The 19,042-nt window shown below is 38.4% G+C and carries 19 protein-coding genes; 4 read left to right on the top strand and 15 right to left on the bottom strand.

Going from position 1 to position 19,042, the window contains the following annotated elements; genetic code table 11:
* Nucleotides 1–169: 169 nt before the first annotated feature.
* Nucleotides 170–985, bottom strand: a complete 816-nt coding sequence (locus KTJ10_RS05940; RefSeq protein ID WP_262441565.1) for a protein kinase domain-containing protein — start codon at nucleotides 983–985, stop codon at nucleotides 170–172.
* Nucleotides 972–2,480 (bottom strand): DUF3336 domain-containing protein, encoded by a 1,509-nt coding sequence (locus tag KTJ10_RS05935; protein ID WP_170248621.1) that lies wholly within the window; start codon nucleotides 2,478–2,480, stop codon nucleotides 972–974. Before KTJ10_RS05935 ends, KTJ10_RS05940 begins: the two co-directional genes overlap by 14 nt.
* Nucleotides 2,481–2,656: 176 nt before the next feature.
* On the opposite strand from KTJ10_RS05935, the gene KTJ10_RS05930 reads away from it, so the two are divergent.
* Nucleotides 2,657–3,538 carry an ATP-binding protein gene (locus tag KTJ10_RS05930; RefSeq protein WP_032052273.1) on the top strand — a complete coding sequence of 294 codons (882 nt, stop codon included), beginning with the start codon at nucleotides 2,657–2,659 and terminating at the stop codon, nucleotides 3,536–3,538.
* A 103-nt stretch (nucleotides 3,539–3,641) separates the two neighbouring features.
* A complete protein-coding gene (locus tag KTJ10_RS05925) occupies nucleotides 3,642–4,745 on the top strand; it encodes a DUF6670 family protein (protein WP_262441564.1) in 1,104 nt (367 codons plus the stop codon).
* A gap of 2 nt (nucleotides 4,746–4,747) precedes the next feature.
* On the opposite strand, the gene tsaD is transcribed toward KTJ10_RS05925, so the two are convergent.
* Entirely contained in the window at nucleotides 4,748–5,758 is a 1,011-nt protein-coding gene (tsaD, locus tag KTJ10_RS05920; RefSeq protein ID WP_057089854.1) for a tRNA (adenosine(37)-N6)-threonylcarbamoyltransferase complex transferase subunit TsaD, read from the bottom strand.
* A gap of 145 nt (nucleotides 5,759–5,903) precedes the next feature.
* Between tsaD and rpsU the strand changes: the two genes are divergently transcribed.
* On the top strand, nucleotides 5,904–6,119 hold the full coding sequence (rpsU, locus tag KTJ10_RS05915; RefSeq protein ID WP_001136722.1) for a 30S ribosomal protein S21: 216 nt from the start codon (nucleotides 5,904–5,906) through the stop codon (nucleotides 6,117–6,119).
* Between the two features lie 25 nt (nucleotides 6,120–6,144).
* Nucleotides 6,145–6,591, top strand: coding sequence for a GatB/YqeY domain-containing protein (locus KTJ10_RS05910; protein WP_002115302.1), 447 nt, complete (start codon nucleotides 6,145–6,147; stop codon nucleotides 6,589–6,591).
* Nucleotides 6,592–6,682: 91 nt separating this feature from the next.
* Here the strand turns inward: KTJ10_RS05910 and KTJ10_RS05905 are convergent, their stop codons facing one another.
* The 12 genes from KTJ10_RS05905 to KTJ10_RS05850 all read right to left on the bottom strand — a co-directional run bounded on the left by KTJ10_RS05905 (nucleotide 6,683) and on the right by KTJ10_RS05850 (nucleotide 19,038).
* Entirely contained in the window at nucleotides 6,683–8,110 is a 1,428-nt protein-coding gene (locus tag KTJ10_RS05905) for a M48 family metalloprotease (protein WP_262441563.1), read from the bottom strand.
* Between the two features lie 142 nt (nucleotides 8,111–8,252).
* Nucleotides 8,253–9,218 carry a 2-hydroxyacid dehydrogenase gene (locus tag KTJ10_RS05900; RefSeq protein WP_078221130.1) on the bottom strand — a complete coding sequence of 322 codons (966 nt, stop codon included), beginning with the start codon at nucleotides 9,216–9,218 and terminating at the stop codon, nucleotides 8,253–8,255.
* Nucleotides 9,219–9,229: 11 nt separating this feature from the next.
* A complete protein-coding gene (locus KTJ10_RS05895; protein ID WP_262441562.1) occupies nucleotides 9,230–9,877 on the bottom strand; it encodes a hypothetical protein in 648 nt (215 codons plus the stop codon).
* Between the two features lie 100 nt (nucleotides 9,878–9,977).
* Nucleotides 9,978–11,867: a M48 family metalloprotease gene (locus KTJ10_RS05890; protein ID WP_262441561.1), complete on the bottom strand. Its 1,890-nt coding sequence runs from the start codon at nucleotides 11,865–11,867 to the stop codon at nucleotides 9,978–9,980.
* A 78-nt stretch (nucleotides 11,868–11,945) separates the two neighbouring features.
* On the bottom strand, nucleotides 11,946–13,487 hold the full coding sequence (gene purF, locus KTJ10_RS05885) for an amidophosphoribosyltransferase (protein WP_044100970.1): 1,542 nt from the start codon (nucleotides 13,485–13,487) through the stop codon (nucleotides 11,946–11,948).
* A 25-nt stretch (nucleotides 13,488–13,512) separates the two neighbouring features.
* Entirely contained in the window at nucleotides 13,513–14,100 is a 588-nt protein-coding gene (locus KTJ10_RS05880) for a CvpA family protein (RefSeq protein WP_044100971.1), read from the bottom strand.
* A 6-nt stretch (nucleotides 14,101–14,106) separates the two neighbouring features.
* The gene (locus KTJ10_RS05875) at nucleotides 14,107–15,111 is read right to left on the bottom strand and encodes a quinone-dependent dihydroorotate dehydrogenase (protein ID WP_086265864.1); all 1,005 of its coding nucleotides are present in this window, start codon (nucleotides 15,109–15,111) and stop codon (nucleotides 14,107–14,109) included.
* A gap of 89 nt (nucleotides 15,112–15,200) precedes the next feature.
* Nucleotides 15,201–15,680, bottom strand: coding sequence for a type II secretion system protein GspM (gene gspM / locus KTJ10_RS05870; protein WP_167563307.1), 480 nt, complete (start codon nucleotides 15,678–15,680; stop codon nucleotides 15,201–15,203).
* Nucleotides 15,680–16,819, bottom strand: a complete 1,140-nt coding sequence (gspL, locus tag KTJ10_RS05865) for a type II secretion system protein GspL (protein ID WP_151302424.1) — start codon at nucleotides 16,817–16,819, stop codon at nucleotides 15,680–15,682. The genes gspM and gspL overlap by 1 nt, the downstream gene beginning before the upstream one ends.
* A 23-nt stretch (nucleotides 16,820–16,842) precedes the next feature.
* Nucleotides 16,843–17,298 carry a SixA phosphatase family protein gene (locus tag KTJ10_RS05860; RefSeq protein ID WP_005068324.1) on the bottom strand — a complete coding sequence of 152 codons (456 nt, stop codon included), beginning with the start codon at nucleotides 17,296–17,298 and terminating at the stop codon, nucleotides 16,843–16,845.
* A 56-nt stretch (nucleotides 17,299–17,354) separates the two neighbouring features.
* Nucleotides 17,355–18,428 (bottom strand): NAD(P)H-dependent glycerol-3-phosphate dehydrogenase, encoded by a 1,074-nt coding sequence (locus tag KTJ10_RS05855; RefSeq protein WP_086265861.1) that lies wholly within the window; start codon nucleotides 18,426–18,428, stop codon nucleotides 17,355–17,357.
* 34 nt (nucleotides 18,429–18,462) lie between these two features.
* Complete coding sequence (locus tag KTJ10_RS05850; RefSeq protein WP_199976013.1) at nucleotides 18,463–19,038, bottom strand: nitroreductase; 576 nt, start codon at nucleotides 19,036–19,038, stop codon at nucleotides 18,463–18,465.
* Between the last annotated feature and the right edge of the window lie 4 nt (nucleotides 19,039–19,042).

The following is a 19,042-nucleotide window of genomic DNA, read 5'->3' as shown; positions in this document are numbered from 1 at the left end:
GCGAAGAGACTCGAACTCTTACACCTTGCGGCGCTGGAACCTAAATCCAGTGCGTCTACCAATTTCGCCACGCCCCCGATGGCTGTGTATATTAGCGATAAGATCTGACAGTGACAAGTGTTTTTTTTCTAAAAAAAACTAACCGTGTAAATTGTATACAGATACTAGATCAATGATTTTTATCAATTTGAATCTGTTTTAAGCAATTTATTGCTTCATCAGCATTTGAAAACCGATTTTGCTGTTGTTTTTGTAATAAACCTGCAAGTAAGGGATAAAAAATCAAAAACTGCGTGGGTAATTGAATGTTTAATTTTTGACAGTGCAAGACTGCCCAATCACGATAACTGCCCGCTTTTAAGCGAGTTTGTGTTAACCATTCATATATAACGATTCCAAATGCATATAAATCGCTTTGTATTCCCTTACGCCCTCCTTGAAATAACTCAGGAGCCATATAACGAGGTGTTGCATCCATGACTGTATCGCAACTTAAGATGCGTCTCGTTTTCTCAAAATCAATTAGATAAGGCTTTTGCTGAAACTTTCTAAAATGTTCTGCCTTAACGTCACCATGAATCCAGCCAAGTTCGTGAAGCTCTGCAAGCTTATTTATCGCCAACCAAATCTTAAGATATACATTAGTTAAATCACTTTCATGAGTGAATGAACCAAACCACAGGTCAGTATCAGGTAAAATTAAAACCTTACCCAAAGAATGGCCTAGCTGAGAAATAGAACTGCCCTCAATCAATTTATAAGGTAAAAGCCATGCAGGTTTTTTAAAGTGAATTTCTTCGTAAAATAATTGCTCATGCATGACATCTTGCTCACTTTGAGCATGGGTTTCAGGCAAATGATATTTTAACCAGTAATTTTCGGTGTCTATGGTACATGTCCATAAACACCGCCCTAACGCTGCACTTGTTGGCTTTGTTACACATGTTAAGTTTTCTATATGCGAAGCAAAATCATGCTTCAGCATAGTAAGACTCAGGCTGTTGTTTCTTTTCTTCAAAGCGCAAAACTTCTAAACAATGCTGAATCGTCTTACCAATACGAGCATGGGTCTCAATTGAAGAAATCTTTGGCCAAGTTGCACGTTCCCCTTCTCTTTGCAAACGCTTAAACAGATGCGGACGCGGGTTTTGCAAAGTATAGGTATAGTGACTTAGGCTATATTTAGCAATGATGTTCACATCACCATAATAACGCTGTCCCATTACGCCATAGCCATGATCTAACAATCTTCTAACTGGAGATATAGAACCAAGTCGTTGACGCGTAAAATCCATAACGCCCATTGACAGCACTTTACCTTGACGTCTTAGAATCCTTTCAGGCCAGCTTAAAACGTCCTTACGAAAACGGTCCGCATCATTTTGCATGAATGGAACAATATGTGGGTTAACTTGACTCGCAATGGTGTAATTCAAGTTATAAAGTCGTGCCATTCTTTCTTGTGGAAAATCGCTTCGTACACTTCCATCCACCCATTTTGTATTTGCCATATAAGGTGTATGTTCACCATCATAACGTTTACTGGTTAAACGCACCGGTGGAAATAAAATTGGCACGGCACATGAAGCCAATACCGCACTCCAAACCAAAACATTCGGTGTCATAATGGCATTCATAATTCTTGGATTTTCTGTTGCATCATACGGCGCTACTGCCACATTAATGTTTAAACCAGATTTTTTGAAAGCCTCTTCAAAAGTAAGATCACCTAAGTTCTCAATGAGGAATTTTTTCAAATACTGAACATCGGCAATTCCACCATTGCCTTTAATGAGTTCACGGAATTTCCTAAAATGAAAAGCATCACTAAAAAATTGCTCACCATTTAATAAGTTTTGGATATCTTCACTGGCAGAGGTTCCAAGCATACCTGTCATAATTGCCCCTGCACTTGAGCCAGAGAGCACTTTAGGCATTAAGTCTTGTTCAATTAAAGCCTTACATACTCCCGTATGAAAAAGTCCTAAAGTCGCCCCGCCCGAAAACATAAGTGCAGGTTGTCCATACGCCTTTTCACAGTTTTCAAAAAACTCTATTTTTTCTTTTCTTTGAAACGTAATGCATTCACTTGAAGCAATGTAAGCCAAGCTTTGGCTAACTTCTTCAATATAGTCTTCAATTAACTTTTTTGTACCGACATGTGTTGCGGCAAAAAGCATTGGATGACCAATATTTGCAATATCGTAAGTTAGACCTTCTTTAAGTAAATAAATGAGGTCTAATGTGCGATGTTGCTGACGATATCTTTTGAGCAAAGTGTATCGATAAGAAATGAGCTCGGCATCGAAATAAGGTGAACTATTATCAAATTTCCACTCTTGCACACCTGTTTCTTCATCTAGTTTTAATGCAAAAGACTTCCATTCTTCATAAGATTCAGCCATGTCTAATTGACGTTGTAATTTTTTGATACGGTAAGCCTGATGTGGATTCATATCACTTCGTATTTTTTCAAACATATTTCGTCCTCATCTTCACAGATGATTTTACTGAATAGACATCACAACACTATGCTCGGTCTGAACATTTCAATCAATTGCAAAACCGATAAAGTGTATAGGCAATAAGTTTTTGTAAGCCTGTTAATTTCGGTGTTAGTATCCTATCAAACACTGTTTAACATGATTGACTTACCATGGCTACCATTGATTTACCGGACAATTTAGTTCAAACATTATCACTTGTATTAAATCAGTTACAGCAAGTCTTGCCTGAGCCTAGACAAGAAACAGATTTTACTGCACCTGCCTTTAGATGGGAAAATCAGCAACTTAATGCCATCTATACGCCAAAAAATATTTATCTTGATGACTTAAAAGGCATTGAGCGTCAAAAAGAAAAAATTATTCAAAATACTTTGCAATTTTTAAATGGCCTACCAGCAAATGATGTGCTGTTAACCGGCTCACGTGGTACAGGAAAATCATCTATTGTTCGTGCTTTATTAACTGAGTATGCTCCTCAAGGATTACGTTTAATTGAAATTGAACGTGATGATTTATCAGACTTACCTAAAATTCAAAAACTCATTCAAAATCGACCTGAAAAATATATCGTCTACTGTGATGACTTGGCTTTTAATGCCGAAGATGAAAATTACCGTAGTCTAAAAAGTGTATTAGATGGTTCATTACAATCAGGTTCAAGTAATTTTATTATTTATGCAACCAGTAACCGTCGCCACCTGTTACCAGAATTCATGCATGAAAATACACCTGTAACTAAGGTCGATGTTCCCCAATATACTGAACTACATCCACAAGAAGCGATAGAAGAAAAGATCTCTTTGTCGGATCGTTTTGGTCTATGGCTATCTTTTTATCCAATGGATCAAAACCTATATTTAGAAATCGTTGAGCATTATCTTGATAAAGCAAACATGCCTTTCAATGATGAAGTTCGTGCTGAAAGTTTACGTTGGTGTCAAATGCGGGGTCAGCGCTCTGGTCGAGCAGCTTATCAGTTTTCTAAGCATTGGATTGGTTTAAACGCCTTAAAAGATTTGTCTAACAATTAAATAAAATGTCCCGCAAAGCCTTAGCTTTGGCCTATAAACCGCTTAGCTTTGGCAGTTGTTTTTCATAACCTAAAACAAAGATAGCCCTTCTTTAGGTTTATATATGAAAAAGCAATTGCCAAAAATTTCTACAACAAGCAAAGCGCTCGGTAAAAGTTTATTACTTGCACAAAGCGTTTTAGACCAAGCAAAAAAATATTCAACTCTTCCTTTTACTCAAGCCCATATCATCCGTCCACGAATTGACGAAAAATATTATAGCTGGACACATTACGGTATCTTTTTCCCACTTTTACCAGAACCGCATCGTTACTTAAATATTATGATTTTAATCGGTACACCAGGTGCACTTGCATTTGACCATGATGACATCATTACTGGAAACCCGAGAAAAACAGCTACTTTCTTTTCAAGTACAGCTGCTCTGGAACAAGCTTTATTGAAGGCCTATATCATTCCCGAAGATACAAGGATTAATAAAGATGGGGCCTTAATAGAACTAGGTCAAGAAATTTCAATTCAAGGGACATTCCCTCAAATTCACATTAATGGACATTATGATGGGTTTGATTTCGACTTTGATATCGCTATCACTTCACATGTTTCATGGTTTATAAAAACACCAATCTATGATCACTTTAGTTTATTGGCAAAGTTTAAAGGTCTTTTAAACTATCAAGCAGAACGCATTGAAAGCCAAGGACTTTGTACTTACGAATATGCTCGAGCAGTTGGTCCTCACTCCATCACAAACAAACTTATTCCTGATGTATATAAACTGCCACTTGATTTTTTTACATATCAAATCATCAATTTAAACGAAACCACCCAACTTCTTCTTACCAAAGCCGACATTGCAGGACAAACAGCTGCATATACCCTGCATATTAGACATCTGGACGAGCCAGCTGAAATTTATACAGATGTAAGCTTTGATATTATTTCGCATCAAGTTGAAGACTTCGTTTCACCTAGTGGGCAAAAAATGCGACTTCCAAAATATTTTTCTTGGATCGCTAGAAATGAGGCAAAGCAAATCATCTTAAACATTCAGGCAGAAATTGACTGCCCATTCCGCTATGGTCATGGGCGAGGTTATGCGAGTAGCTATATATTTACAGGTCATTGTTTTGGCAATGAAGTTCAAGGCCGTGGTTACATCGAATATATTGATATCGAAAACCAACAGGCCTTTGACGATGAATAATTTTACTCAGGAATAGTGAGTTCAGTCATCGGCCAGCGCGGCGTGGTCGTTACCGCTAAACCATCATGCTGACCTGCTTTTAAACGTTGATAACCAGCAAAAGCAATCATTGCCCCATTATCAGTACATAAAGCAGGCTCTGCATAATAAACTTGCGCTTTAATTTTCGCCAAAGAAGTTTCTAATTGCTCGCGTAGTCTTAAATTTGCGCTAACTCCACCTGCAATCACTAAACGTTTAAGTCCAGTTTGCTTTAAAGCTTTTACTGATTTTTTTACCAAGGTATCTACAATTGCTTCTTGGAATGAAGCAGCAATATCAGCGTCACGATTTTCACCATTCAATTTTTTCAATTGAACAGAAACAGCTGTTTTTAAACCACTAAAAGAAAAATCTAGACCTTGATGAAGCATAGGTCTTGGAAACTCAAAAGCTAATGAATCACCAGATAATGCAAGTTTTGCGATATTGGGCCCACCCGGATATGGCAAGCTCATCATTTTTGCAACTTTATCAAAAGCTTCGCCCGCAGCATCATCAATAGACTCACCCAATAGTTCATATTGACCAATAGCGTGGGCTGCCATCAATTGTGTATGTCCACCTGAAACTAATAATGCTACAAACGGAAATTCAGGTGGTTGACTTGAAAGTAATGGGGCCAACATATGACCTTCCATATGATGAACACCAATTGCAGGCTTATTTAAAGAAAAAGCTAAAGTTCTGCCAAACAGTGCACCTGTCATTAATGCTCCCATTAAGCCAGGACCACGCGTATAGGCAACCGCATCAATCTCTTGTTTTGTTACACCACTTTGCTCAAGCAATTGATTCATTAAAGGAATTAATTTACGAACATGGTCACGAGAAGCAAGTTCAGGTACTACACCACCATATTCGGCATGAAGTTTAATCTGGCTATAAAGAACCTGTCCCCGTAAGCCGAGTTCGCTATCATAAAGTGCCAACCCTGTTTCATCACAAGAAGTTTCCAAGCCTAAAACAATCATCAAAACTGCCTTTTATATGAGTCAAAATATTGCAATCGCTATTATAGACTTGTGATATGAGTTGTAAATGAGTAAAATACTGACCTTCACTTGTGATCCGGCGCAATGGTGTGCCTGATCTTATCCATAATCTAGAGGATTTTACATGCCACAAGTTAAGTTGAAAGAAGGCGAACCAGTTGACGTAGCTATCCGTCGTTTCAAACGTTCATGCGAAAAAGCTGGTGTTTTAGCTGACGTTCGCAAACGCGAATTCTACGAAAAACCAACTCAAGAACGTAAGCGCAAAAAAGCTGCAGCAGTTAAACGCTACCAAAAGAAATTGGCTCGCGAATCTGTACGTACTACTCGCCTTTACTAATTAATTTGTGATTGACTGCTGAATTATGACTACTTTAAAAAACCAAATTACTGATGCATTAAAAACTTCTATGCGTGCCAAAGATATGGCAACAGTTACGGTTTTGCGTAGTCTACAAGCGGCAATTAAGCAAATCGAAGTCGATGAGCGCAAAGAGCTTGACGACGCTCAGGTTCTTGCGGTCATTGAAAAGCAAATTAAACAACGTAAAGAATCGATCAAAGCCTTTGAAGGTGCTGGTCGTAATGATTTAGCTAGTAAAGAACAAGCCGAAGCTGAGATTATCTCTCAGTTTCTACCAGAAGCTATGACTGAGGAAGAGCTTGATTCTATCATTGAGCAAACGATTGCTGCTCAAGAAGCAACTAGCATGAAAGATATGGGTAAGGTGATGAATTCTCTACGTCCGATCATAGCCGGGCGTGCCGATCCTGCTCAAGTTTCAGCAAAAATTAAAGCTAAGTTAGCTTAATTCCCCCTTTCTTAAATTTTATATTTCTTCCAATCAAGCTTCTTTAGTTTGTATATATTTGCGCGTCCGCAAATTAAGTAAGATATAGCTCTTAAATCTTCATTCTTCGCTCATCTTGCATTTGTTTCAAACGACTGTCTATTCTTGCCGACATTGCTTGATTATCTTTTGCTAATCGCTGGGCATGCAACATTGATTTAATTGCATTTTCCTCACTACCCGACCAATATTCTGCTTCAGCCCGATAGCGTAGAACATTAACTGCTCTTAAAGGTCCATTCTTATCCAAATTCGCAGCTTGCTGTAAAAATTGCCAACCTTGTATATCTCTTGGATTCTTATTAATAAATCTTTGAACCAAGGTTTTAACTTGCGCAAACTTACCTTGGCGCAGCAGCACCTCAGCCAACTTATAACTAAAAGCTTTATTTTCAGGCATCGTCATCTGCATAGAAGCAACTGTAGTATAAGCTTGATCTAATTTGCTCTGACCCAGATAAATATCTGTCTGCAATAATGTTACAAGAGGCTTTCCACTAGATTTCGCTTGATCTAGAGTAGACTGCGCTTGTACATAATCACCTTGTCTTGTGTAAAATGCTGCTAAAGCAATCAAACCAGCAATATTTTTTTGGGACGCTAAACTTTGTAGTTGGTTTTCAGTTGCTTGATTAGCAACCACCATGGTGTACCATTTTAAAATCTCAAAATCTGCATCATATATACGATTTTTAACTCTAGGCAGCTGGTTTGCACGGAGCCTAGCTTCACTCATACGCTCAGTCGTCAATGGATGAGTCAGCCAGAAATCCGGTAAAAAACTTACTCGACTTGTAGCTCTATGCATTGTTTCAAAATAATCAGCCATACTTTGAGGGTTATAACCCGCCGCATACATATATTGCATACCAATACGGTCTGCTTCACGCTCTTGATTTCGACTATATGTTAATTGCTTATCCATGAGTGCAGCTTGGGTCCCAAGCATCACTGCTGCACCCGCATCGCCACCACCCTGCGCAGCTATAGCCACCCCCGCTAAAAGTCCTGCTAGACTTAGCAATGTTTGACCTTTAAAGGCTTCTTCAGAGCGACTAAAATGTCTTTGCGATACATGCGCAATTTCATGCGCCATAACACCAGCAATTTCATCAATATTTCGTGCTGAGGCAATAAGCCCTGTATTGAGCGCAAATAAGCCGCCCGGGACAGCAAAAGCATTGATTTGTGGATCTTTAATCACGACTAGACCAATCGGCTGCCCAAGCTGAGTTTCACTTAAAATACTAGAAAATACCTGAAAAAATTGATCTTCTAACCAAACATCCTGAATAACAGGCATTTGTTTGTGGACTTCACGAAAAACTTTTTCGCCAATAAATTTTTCTTTTTGTTGATCAAGCAAACCAATCCCACTTCCAATATTTGGAATTTCTACTTGATTTGCAGAAGGCTGAGGATCGAAAGGCTGTGCGTACGAAGCATTTGTTATAAAAGCCGTACTTAAAATAATTGGCAAAAATCTCAAAAGTTTTTCTCTAGTAAAATTAAACCATCAAAAAAGTCTACTGATATAAAACATAAAAAATTATGTTCAATCAATAGACTTTTAATATATCACTCGAGATCGCTTAGTTTTGCAATGAAGTGTTATTAATCATTTATGCAAAGTTTGGGTTTACCAAATATCTAGGAGTTTTATCCTCTAAAGCTTCAACCAGATTTTTATAAGCAAGATTTGCCATTTTTTTACGGGTCTCTGCAGTCGCAGATCCTACGTGAGGTAAAGTAACAACATTTGGCAGTTTAAAAAGCTCTGAATCTTGTAAAGGTTCTTTTTCATATACATCTAAACCAGCCCCGAAGATTTCACCGCTTTGTAAGGCCTCAATCAATGCATGCTCGTCAACCACTGAACCACGCGCAATATTTATAAAAATAGCGTGCTTTTGCATAAGCTCAAATTGAGCTTTACCCATCAAGGCTTTCGACTCATTATTTAAATCAACTGCGGTTACTACAAAATCAGACTGTTGCAATAACTCATCTAAACCAAGATATTGTGCTTTTAAAGGCTCTGCCAATTCAGGCTTTTCACGGCGGTTATGGTAAACAATATTCATGTTAAATCCATAAAAACCACGTCGTGCAATTGCAGCACCAATATTACCAAGTCCAATAATTCCTAGCGTCTTTCCAAAAACATCTAAACCAAACTGTTGAGGCCCAACAGTTCTTTTCCATTCACCTTGTTTAGTCCAATGATCAAGAAAAGGAACTTTTCTAGCAGCGCTTAGTAATAATGTAAAAGCAAGATCAGCCGTTGTTTCAGTTAAAACATGAGGTGTATTTGATAACCAGATTTTTCTTTGGTTTAGATAAGCCACATCATAATTGTCATAGCCAACTGTTACAGATGAAATAATTTTGAGTTTTTGAGCAGGCGCAAGATTACTTTCATTAAGAAGTCGACCAGCACCAATCATTCCATCAGCATCTACAACTTGTTGGCGTATTTGCTCATTAATATCACCCAGTTTTGGATTAAGAACCACAACATGATAATCCTGTTGTAATCGAGACAAAATTTCTTCATCAATTTGGCTAAAAACTACAACTTTTTTCATGTAAATCCCTACTACTCGTTGTTATCTTGCATTAATTGCCATAACCTTTTTTTAAGGAGTGGTTTCTCCAACATTTCTTTTAAACTCGCCAAATGAATAATATTGGCATGTTGAATATAAGAACATTTCCCAAGACACAAGATTTTCTTGTCTGCTGCGACAGCATCTAAAAATCCTTGAATATATGAACCTGCACCACGTTGGTCTTGATAGTTAGCTAAAGGGAACGGCCATTTTAGTTCAGCATATTGCCCTATTTTTGCTTTTTGAATGTTATTCCAAAGCTGCTTTTCTTCTTCACTTAAATTAGTAACATCTAAAAAAATAACACACTTTTCAAGCGCAAAAGCCTGCAACTCAAATGAAGCAATCGTAACCACTGGAGCTTGTACTTCAGCACGAGGCGACACAACAGGCGGAACTTCTACTGGAAGTGGTACCGCAATTTCAGGTTCAACTTTTGGAATTTCGTTGACTTGTGGTTTTGTCGGCTGCTCAACAACTGGATTGCTCTTAGAAGGCAATATAATTGGCTCACCTTCTGGAGCAGCTTGATCTCGCCAGAGGCTTTGAGCATTATTTTTTTGGCACACCTGTGTCTTAGGAATCCATACATCAATTCCCAAAGTTGCCAATATATTTCTTTGCTGCCCAATCATCTGTAAATCAATACCTCTACTCTATCTACATTCTAACGGGCTTGAGTTTTTTTTTCAGTGTTTTATTTCATTCAGATGTTTTTATAATCGTATATGTCTTTTAAATAATCATCACACTATTTCTCTTTTGCATTTGATCCACAATTTCTTCTGTCTCAAAGCCAAAACGCCAATATAGCAATTCAAGCACATCAAGTTCATCTTGCGTAATAATACGGTCGCTCCACAAACACATTTCTGCAATAGCTAGAATACTTAGACGATCACGTAATAATAAACCAGCAATATCATTTAAAATTTCAGCCAGATCTAATGGCTCATCTGAAATTTCATCATAGATATACATTTCATCTGGATTGAGTAACGAACGTAAAATGCGCTCACGTACTTCCAACTGATTAGGGCTATTAATTTGTTGAACATGAAGCAGAGCATCAATCAAACGAACAATTTGAGGTTTCACTTCTTCAAATGCAGTCGGTAGATGTAACGGCATCAAGTTCAACTCATGTTTAACCCGCTCCAGTAAAAGTGCATCTAACAACCCAATTTCACCATCTTCTTGGATAATGAGCGCTAGCTTAGTAAGAAATTGCCGCGCAATACTTGCAGGTATATGCCCAATATTTTTACAAGCATCATGAAATATCTGAATATGGATACGCCCATCCAGATTCAATAATGCATCGATAATTGCATGACTCACAGGTGCATCTTTTGGAATGAACTCCCGATATTGGCGAATCATCAAAATAGCGACCATCACTTCACGTGAACCAGTCGCAGTTTGTAGTGCTCGTTGAATTAATTCTGGACGCTTTTTATTTCGACGTACATCACTACTCAGGGGCTTAATGGCATCATTTAATGCAAAACTAATTGGTGAAAGCCTTAATAAAGGTAGAGGCTGTGGAGATGACCACGGAATATAAATTTCTTTCTCAGATTCTTCCAAGAAATGAAATAAGCTAAACAACGGACGGTTACGAAGTTTCTTTAAATTTTCTAATTGTAAATCTTGTAGCAAAGTGGGATTTAACTCATAAATACGTTCACGAATACTCGGGTGAATATTCATCCAGCTTTGGGGGCTCAGTGAGTTAGCAAAACACATATGTGCGATTGATTCGGAATAAGCACTATGAATTTGCGAACCAGAGTGGTGAACATAAATACGCAACAAGGTTTGGGTATTTGCATTATTTTTTAATAGTCGTACTGTTTTTTGGTCATTACGAAAGGTACGCCCACTCAAAGTCAAATATTTGATAAAACGAGTAATCAGTACACCGAGGCTTCCAGCCAACCAAATGACTCCACCCACCGCAACAAAAACTGTTTCAAATTTATGTTTATAGCCCGGGCTATAGCGCTTAAAACCTTGTTTGGCTAATTTACTACCCCACTGACTAAAAGTTGTTAAACCACTATATAAAATCTTTAATTTTGTATTCTCAACAGCTTCACCCGATAAAATCTGATTAAACTCATGGCCCAATAAACCATATAACTCAAGCTTATCCAGATTCTGTAAAGCACCCCACGTCAGAATAATTACGATATCTTTGGGATGAAAACCTGCCGTAAGTGCATTTACACCAACTTCATCAGGTAGTACATATAGGGTTGGAACTTTAAGTGAAAAAGTTTGCGCTAAGTGTTCTGTAATTTTTAATGCCGCAAGTTCTTCAGGAGTACTTTCCTCTTTCACCAAACGACGTGCTTTAAGTTGTTTTGCTAAAGAGTGCCCACCTTTACGCAGAATATAAAGTTCGGTAACTACCGACCAAACCATAATAAAAAGTAATAGCGCAATGAAGTAAGGGCTTAAAGTGTGCCACCAAATTGGTTGGCTATAATCAAAAAAATGTACCAGTAAACCTAAAATTAAATTTAAGATAAAAATAGTAAGCAACACAGCAACCAAACACATAGTGATGGACCATGCCATATTTTTATTTTCGATGAGATAGTGGCTTACTTCTTTCAATGTAAATATTCCCAATTACATTGTTAGGTTTCATCATAAAAGAAAAAAGCGGGAAACACCCGCTTTTTTCGGCTATTTCTATTCTTCTTTAATGCCTGTTAAATCTACAGAAGCAGCATCGACATTAACGTCAATATAACCATCTTTTTTCTTCTTAGCAGAGTCATTACGCTTCTGCTCCAAATTATTTAGATAGTTACCATCAATATCACCTGTCACATAGATTCCATCAAATACTGAGCAATCAAACTCAGTTAAGTCAGGCACTTTGCTGGTACGTACAGCATTTTTCAAGTCTTCCAATTCTTGGAAAATCAAACGATCAGCACCAATAATTTCTTGGATCTCTTCCACACTGCGTTCTGAAGCAATAAGCTCAGCTTTAGCAGGCATATCAATACCATAAACGTTTGGATACATCACTTTTGGTGCTGCTGACGCAAAGTATACTTTTTTTGCACCAGAATCACGTGCCATTTGAATAATCTCATTACACGTTGTACCACGCACAATAGAGTCATCCACCAATAGAACGTTCTTACCTTTGAATTCTAACTCAACAGGGTTTAATTTCTGACGTACAGATTTTTTACGTTGCTGTTGACCCGGCATAATAAAGGTACGACCGATATAACGGTTTTTCATAAAACCTTCACGGAACTTCACACCTAGAATATTTGCAAGTTCTAAAGCTGAAGTACGGCTCGTATCCGGAATTGGGATAACCACATCAATATCATGGTCCTCACCCCAGTCACGTAAAATTTTATGAGCAAGCTTTTCACCCATTTTTAAACGTGCTTTGTAAACCGAAATTCCATCAATAATGGCATCAGGACGAGCAAAATAAACATATTCAAAAATACATGGGCGGTATTTAGGATTAGCAGCACACTGTTTAGAGAATAACTGACCATTTGCATCGATGAAAATTGCTTCACCTGGTTCAATATCACGCTCAATTTTAAAACCAAGAGCAGTAATAGCAACCGATTCAGAAGCAATGATGTATTCCATCTCCCCCTGTTCAGTCACTCGTGACCCATAAATGAGTGGACGGATACCATTTGGATCACGGAAACCTACCAAACCATGACCAGTGATCATCGCTACGACACCATACGCACCCTGACAACGCTCATGCACACGAGAAACAGTGTGAAAAATATCGTCAGCTGTAGGATTTAAAGTGCCTTTCTTCTGTAATTCATGCGCGAACACGTTTAAAAGAACTTCTGAGTCAGAATCAGTATTCATATGACGTAAATCTGTTTTAAACAGGTCATCATGAATTTCTTCTGCATTAGTCAAATTACCATTATGTGCAAGCGTAATACCGTAAGGTGAGTTTACATAAAATGGTTGTGCTTCGGCACTGCTCGCAGAACCAGCAGTTGGGTAACGTACATGGCCAATACCATAATTACCAAGTAATGCTCGCATATGACGAGTATGAAAGACATCACGCACCATACCGTTATCCTTACGAAGGAAAAGACGGCCTTCATGGCAGGTTACTATTCCAGCTGCATCTTGCCCACGATGTTGCAACATCGTTAAAGCATCAAACAACATTTGGTTCACTGGCGATTTACCGGCTATACCAACAACTCCACACATAGCAACCTCGCAGACAAGCTAGGAATTAATAAAAAGGATTCTTTGTCGAATGGTCGGATCGGTTTTCTAAGTCCTCCGATTCGTCCATTGGTTTTGAAGGAGCGCCTGAGGCACTGCCTCCAGATGTTATTTGATGAAATGCCTCACTTGCTGCATCTTTAGACAACTCTGTAGCTAGAGGTGCATAAGGCAATAAAAACTGTATAAATTTGGACTGCTTCCAGTGTGGTGAGCTTTCAACCCAAGGCCCTACGCCCTGCATTGTAATCAGCACTACCAGCAAACCCTTTAAAGAACCAAAAGCACCACCTGCTAAACGATTTAATGGCCCCAATTTCAGACTTTTCAAGAGGCCATTTAAAAATGCAGAGACGATCCATGTTAAAACAATGATCAAAAGTGCTATAAATGCAAAAGCTGCAATTTTTTGAACAACTGGATCATGACTTAAACCCGACATAGACGGCGCAAGAAGGACAGCATATTTTGCACCCATAATTAATGCAATGACCCATCCTACCAAGTTCGCAAAGGCTTTAATAAATCCTTGTCGCAAACCGTTTAGCCCCCCAATGAGCAAAAGTATCAGAATAATGATATCAATTGTGTTCATATTCACTTAAGTCATGGCTGCAACACATTGTTTCACTAGAACAGGACCGGTATAAATCAGCCCGCTATAGATTTGAACTAATGTTGCTCCAGCTTGCTGTTTGACTGCTGCTTGTTCACCCGACAAAATTCCGCCCACACCAATTAATGGGATTTGTCCTTTCAATGTTTGAGCAAACAAACGTAAGCATTCTGTACTTTTTTCAAAAACAGGTGCACCAGATAAACCACCCGACTCATTACCATTAGGTAGATTTTCTACACCTTCTCTTGATAAGGTCGTATTAGTAACGATCAAGCCATCAATTTTAAACTGCACTAATTGAGCTGCAATAAACTCAACATCTTCAGCTGTTAAATCAGGTGCAACTTTTAAAACCAAAGGAACATAGTGGTTATTTTGTTCAGCTAGCTCAAGTTGTCTTTCTTTTAAGGTTTGCAACAATTCAGTTAATGCATCGCCACTTTGTAAACTTCTTAAGTTCTTAGTATTTGGAGATGAAATATTAACGGTAATATAAGAAGCGTAGTTATACACTTTCTCAAGGCAAATCAAGTAGTCATCAACAGCTTTTTCTACAGGCGTATCAGCATTCTTACCAATATTGATGCCTAAAATTCCTTTAAACTTTGAAGCTTTGACATTTTCAATCAGCTTATCAACACCATCATTATTAAACCCCATACGGTTAATAATGGCTTGAGCTTCTGGAATTCGGAATAAGCGTGGCTGCGGATTACCCGATTGAGGACGCGGTGTAATTGTTCCAATTTCAATAAAACCGAACCCTAACCCAGCTAAAGCATCGATGTGTGCACCATTTTTATCAAGACCAGCCGCCAACCCTACCGGATTTGGAAATTCAATTCCCATACAAGTTGTTGGTTTCGCTTCTACGCTCTGACGTAGTAGGCCGAACTTATGTGCTTTATCAAGCATAGATAATGTTAATTCATGGGCACGCTCTGGTGCTAAACTAAACAACATTGGGCGAGCAAGTGAATATAACATACCAATCACAATCTACTGATTTTAGGTAGGCATATTATAGGCACAGGGAGCACAAAACACCATGCTTAAGACCAGCATATTTTAATATGTTATTGAACCGTCGCTGTTAATTTAATCTGTCCTTCGCTTGAAACCATTTCCATTTTTTCAATACTTAAGCCCATTTGTGCCAGTTGGGTTAAAAAGTTCGCTAAAATTGCATAATTCTGATGAGTAACAATAATTTGTAACTGCTCACCATTTTGTTGAGAAGTAACAGTTAAACCTTGTTGTTGAGCTACACGTTGTATTTTTTCTGCTTGCCCTAGCTCAAGCTCACTCGCAGGTTTCATAGTAACTGCATTACTTTGCATCCACACCATCAAATCTTTTAAATCATTTAAGCGCTGTTGCTGTTGTTCTGCTAAGGAATGCATTTTCCAAAGTGAAGCCCCAATAATAGCCACTACAACAAAAATTGTAGTAAAGACCACCATAATACGTTCACGCACAGTTAAACGATCTAAATATTGATTAACTTGTTCGATCCACTGATCAAAGCGGTTCTGGAATTGAGCTAACATTTTCATTATTGTATTTTCACCACCCCAATTGCCCCACCACCATCGGCTTGAACATTACCTAACTCCGCCTTAAATCCTTGCTGATTAAGCTGCTGTGTTAAAGCTTGCAAATCATCTCCCGATTTTGCTTTCAAGGCCATGGTTAGTGTAGAAGCATCATAATTTAATTGCTGAGCTAAAATTTGTCTTTGCATCAAAATAGGTCCAACACGGCTCAATAAAGAAAGTGCTTGTGTATCGCCTTGTTTACTCATTCTTAAATGACTTTCAAATTGGCTTTTTATATTTTGTTCATTTACGCGACTAGAAGGACCAAACCAATATTTATATTGTTCAATCGTCTGTTCAGCTGTTTGATTCGCTACATTTCTTAATTTTACCCAACGCAATAAATCATAGCTAAACTGAACCACAATGATTGCTAAAAGAATAACAGCACATGCTTTCCAGTAACCTGAGACAGTTTGCTCTTGTCCTTTGGCTTTCGGTAAAACATTAAAAGGATGCTGTTTAGGTTTATCTAAACCCTGAAATTGATAAAAAAACTCTGAACGTTGCTCAACACTAGAAGCTGCTTCTAAGCTTTCTAATTGTTCTGTCGTTAATCCACTATATTGATAGTTTGTTTCAACTGGCTGGAATTCCAAAAATAATCCCAAATCATCTAGTGAATTACCTACCCATTTACTTTCACGCGCCAGTAATTTTTGGTCAATATTACACAGGATAACTTGGTGCTCTTGTGGCTCCGGCAAAATCAAAAAGTCTGGCAACAAAGCAACAAGCTTGATTGGCAACAAATTCATTGCATGTTGCCATGTTTCCACAGTGGTTTTTGCAACGCCCAATATTGTTAATTGATCAGCATGAAAATGATGAACTACTTTCATGTGATCAATAGGCAAAGTTACAAACTCTTCAAGCAAATATTTAACACCATCTGCTCCAAGTTGCTTGTAATGAGACTTTGCTATTTGTTGCTGGAATACCTGAGCATGACGACTAGGAAAAAAGACGACAGCCTCTTTTCCTTGGTGCAATTGTAGGTCTTGTATTAATTGATCAAGGCTTTCAGCCTGCAACCAGTTTTCTCCGTTAGACCAATGCCATATTCCATTGGTTTCAGGCATCCATAAATACAGCATAATGGGCTAAATAACCTTTTTATTTATATTGTGGGTATAAAACTATTTTTTTGTGTTGATAAACCAGTTGCTATCACAGCCTGATCATAAATTCGAGCTTCAGCCAACGCAAATGGATTAAAGTTTTCATGGGTCAGCAGTTCAGCAATATGCCCTACTACATTCATATGACACACGACCACAATTGACTCATAAGGAATCTGAGACAACCACTCGACTGCCTCTTTGGCGTTATCATCCGGTTTAATTTTATCGCATAACAACACAGGCACATCTTTAAAATACGCTTGAATATGTGCCAATGTCTCTTGAGCACGTAACAAAGGACTAACTACAAAAATATCAGGCTTAACAATATCCTTTAAAAATGTTGCTGTCTGTTCTGCTTGAGCATGTCCACGAGCAGTAAGAGGACGTTTAGTGTCGTTACCATTTACAGGTGGAGCGGCTTCCCCATGGCGAACCAATGTCAGTTGCATAAATTTTCCTTGTTAATAATTGTTGCATTATAACCACAATTTATGACATTTCTTCTTCAGACTTCATGATGAGGCAAAACAAATTCAACATCACTACGGTGTCCGTTTTTCATAAGAGATAATGCAATATTTAAAGGAGGTGCTCCCTCAAAGATAACTTCATATAAAGCATTGGTAATTGGCATATATACGTCTAGTTCTTCTGCTTTACCACGCACCTGAACAATTGTATTGATGCCTTCTGCTGTCTGCCCTAACTCTTTACTTGCCTGATCAAGTGTTTTACCTGAACCCAAAGCATAACCAATTTGATAATTACGGCTTAAAGGGCTGTTACAAGTCGCGAATAAATCACCAACACCTGACAATCCCAAGAATGTAAGCGGATTTGCGCCTTGTTTTACTGCAAAGCGGCTCATCTCGGCCAAAGCACGGGTTAAAATCATACTCTTGGTGTTTTCACCAATTTTGTAAGCGGCACCAATGCCCATTGCAACCGCATAAATATTTTTAAGTGCTCCACCTAATTCCACTCCGTGTACATCATCACTACCAAAAACACGGAATAAAGCACTATGCAGAGCATGTTGCACAGCATAACGAACTAACTCAGAATCACTGGCAATAACGGTGCCAGACGGCATACCCGCCATAATTTCTTTTGCAAGGTTTGGACCTGAAAGTACACCATAAGGAACTTCAGGTAATTCTTCACGAATAATATCGCTCATGAAGCTGAAAGTTTTAGCTTCAACACCTTTGGTCAAAGACACAACCGCTTGTGCAGTAATATAAGGAGCGATTTGTTTTAAGACATCACGGAATGAGTGACTCGGAATTGCGACCAAAATAATATCTCGATCACACACGGCTTGCTCAAGATCAGACACAGCGCGTAATGATGACTCTAAAATAAAATCTGGCAAATAACGTTTATTAATGTGGGTTTTATTAATTTCCGCAGCTGTTTCGGCATCACGAATCCAGATCATGGTATCGCAACCATTACGTGCAGCTAAATTTGCCATAGCCGTTCCAAAGCTTCCTCCCCCTAGAACGGTAATACGTAAAGCGGTTTTTTTATCAACCGCAACTGGTTCTACCAAATCTGTAAACTTAAATTCAGCCATCTTTTATTATCCTATTTCTTACTTCTACAGACGTTTAAGCCTGCCAAACTTTTACGAATTCTTTACTTTCAATATTTGCACGCGGTGCAATTACTTTAGCTGCTGTGCCGACGTAAATAATACCTGAAATTAAATCACGAGGTTGCAGACCTAAATGCTGTTTTAACCAATTTGATTCGACAACTGCACCACTACGCCACATGGTCGAAAAACCTTGAGCCTGTAGAGATAATAAAAGATTTTGTACTGCGGCACCCGTACTTAAGATTTGTTCGAAATGCGGTACTTTCGGATGATCTTGTAGTTGTGTAAGCGCTAAAATGAGTAGCGGAGCACGAAAAGGATGTTGTTTAACACGTTCGAGTTGAGCGGGATCAGTTTCACCTAAATCTGCCAAAGCTTTTGCTAAAACTTCACCAAAAGCACCACGTTGTCCGCCTGAAATAACCACAAAACGCGTTGGCTTAAGTCGATGATGATCTGGAGCAGTCAAAGCTGCTTGGAAAGCTAACTCTAATTGCTCTGTACTTGGAGCTGGCTCAACTAATTGGCCAATAGACTGACGCTGATGAATATTTTGGTGAATTATTTGTATTGCTGAATCCGTCATTAAT

Source organism: Acinetobacter sp. WU_MDCI_Abxc222, from assembly GCF_025514755.1.
GTDB lineage: Bacteria > Pseudomonadota > Gammaproteobacteria > Pseudomonadales > Moraxellaceae > Acinetobacter > Acinetobacter geminorum.
This window is presented reverse-complemented; position numbering and strand designations above follow the sequence as displayed.